Source organism: Acinetobacter sp. TYF_19 (assembly GCF_043105125.1).
In the GTDB taxonomy this organism is placed as follows: Bacteria; Pseudomonadota; Gammaproteobacteria; order Pseudomonadales; family Moraxellaceae; genus Acinetobacter; species Acinetobacter johnsonii.
Map to the genome: position 1 here is coordinate 1 of NZ_JBICLH010000040.1, position 2302 is coordinate 2302.

General features: G+C 32.5%; 3 pseudogenes. 2 read left to right on the top strand and 1 reads right to left on the bottom strand.

Annotation, left to right across the window (positions count from 1 at the left end):
• Positions 1–72: 72 nt before the first annotated feature.
• Positions 73–171: pseudogene (locus ACF8FD_RS04200) on the bottom strand (DNA-binding transcriptional regulator); the annotation flags it as partial.
• Between the two features lie 399 nt (positions 172–570).
• On the opposite strand from ACF8FD_RS04200, the pseudogene ACF8FD_RS04205 reads away from it, so the two are divergent.
• Together ACF8FD_RS04205 and ribA are read left to right on the top strand one after the other, a co-directional pair.
• A pseudogene (locus tag ACF8FD_RS04205) lies at positions 571–1302 on the top strand (Fic family protein).
• 503 nt (positions 1303–1805) lie between these two features.
• Positions 1806–2237: pseudogene (gene ribA / locus ACF8FD_RS04210) on the top strand (GTP cyclohydrolase II RibA); the annotation flags it as partial.
• Positions 2238–2302: the final 65 nt, after the last annotated feature.

Below are 2302 nucleotides of genomic sequence, written 5' to 3' on the forward strand. Positions count from 1 at the left end.
CGATAAATTTTAGGTGTAGGCTTATTCATTTGAAAATTATATTGTGGAATAAACCTTAGATATAGGTTTGTGTAACAAAGCCGAGCTCAAATGAGACCCCATATTTAACATGGTCAAAATATTAGCTAAACGATCAGCTAATCGCTCATGAGTAGAACTATTTTGTTTCATCAATCAATAAGCAAATTTATGTGGGTGCATGGACAGATTGTGTCATCGTTATCAATCTTTTAATCTTATTTATTAAAAATTTTAAATGTTGTTTAAAGTTCATTTTATTTCATTAAATAATACAAATTCTCATCTTTGCTGATGGGATGGCGTGAATTGAACTCAAATCCTAAGCTATTGATTTAGTGAATTATAAAGTCAATAGCATTTTACCTATACCCATTTTTTACCCAAATTAGATTTAGTGCATTGAATCACAAAAATAATCTTGTTCAAATCCAACTAAAGGATTTGAAATGGTGTACTCATTATACCATCTTTATAGCTCAACCAAAATATTATAATATAACATTACATTTTTGATGTATTATTCAGAAAGACACATTCAGGGTTAAAGTTATGTTTGAAATTATTGATGATTTAAAGAAAAAATTAGATCAATATCGCCCTTTATCTCCTGCAATTGTAAAAAATTTACAAGAAGATCTTATTGTCCGCTGGACCTATCATTCAAATGCCATAGAAGGTAATACTCTTACACTATTGGAAACCAAAGTAGTTCTTGAAGGTATTACTGTAGGTGGAAAAGCGTTAAGAGAACATTTCGAAGCGATAAAACATAGAAATGCGATTTACTACGTCGAAGACATTATTCGTAAAGAAGAACCATTTTCAGAATGGCAAATTCGCAATATTCATCAACTTATTTTAAAAAATATTGATGATGAGAATGCTGGGCGTTATCGTCAGCAAAATGTATTGATTTCTGGTGCTACTACTACCCCTCCTGACTATACTTTATTAAATGACAAGATGGCTCAGCTAATCGATTGGTATAACCTTGAAGCATATAAACTTCACCCGATTGAACGTGCAGCCAAAGTACATGCGGATTTTGTGGGTATCCATCCATTCATTGATGGTAATGGTCGCACATCACGTCTTTTGATGAATCTGGAACTGCTTAAAGCAGGCTATCCACCCTGTGTGATTACTGTAGAAAATCGTTTAGCTTACTATGAAGCATTGGATTAATGGATGGCTTCTGGAAAGACTGAAGCATTTATTCGGTTAGTTTCAGAGGCGGTACAAGACGGATTTAAACCGTATCAAGTTGTTTTAGGAATATAGAACTATACTAACTTACATTTTTCTTCATTTATCTTTGCTTAAGACATTTTTGTTTATTCGGCCGGGATAGTGTGCGCACAGAAAAAAATTAAACCTTTGTTTATTAAAATATTTACAACCAACCTACTTCATTGTACCGCGAAAAGTTAGCAGGCTAAAAAATATTAATGGCAATGTATCTACATTACAGCTGTTAATGAACCTCAAGCTGCTGAATTCTGAATATCCACCTTGTATCATCAGTGTTGATAATCGATTGGCTTACTATAAAGCTTTAGATTATGGATGGCTTGTGGAAAACGAAGCTTTTGCATATTTTTATAAAAAATTCTAACCTCAATAAAATTATTCTTAATAACATTTCACATAAAATTCACTATTAAATACCTATACTTGAATTGGAAGTAAAACGCTGAAATTTAGAACCACAAAAATTTAGCAAGTGCTTTTAAGGTAAATTTAGTAATTTTACCAATTATAAATTTATATAGGTGTATTCTTCAATGGCTATAGAATTTGTTTCCAAATCAAAGTTACCTACAGCGTTTGGTGATTTTGAAATTATGGCATTTCAAGACCAAAGTACTGGTGAAGAACATATCGCTCTTGCCAAAGACATGGATACTATTTCTAATCAACCTGTACTCGTCAGAATTCATTCAGAATGTTTAACAGGTGATGCTTTTGCTTCACTGAAATGTGACTGTGGCCCCCAATTACATTCAACCATGAAAATGATTAATGACGCTGGTCAAGGTGTGATTTTATACCTTCGCCAAGAAGGTCGTGGCATAGGATTAACCAATAAAATTCGAGCCTATGCACTCCAAGATCAAGGACATGACACTCTCGATGCCAACTTATTATTAAATTTACCAGCAGATGCTCGTAAATATGACATGTGTACTATTATGTTAGATTATTTAAAAATAAAGAATAGACCTCTTTCATAAATCATTTTTTACTCAGTTCCAAATTATAGATCCCAGCAATTAGATTG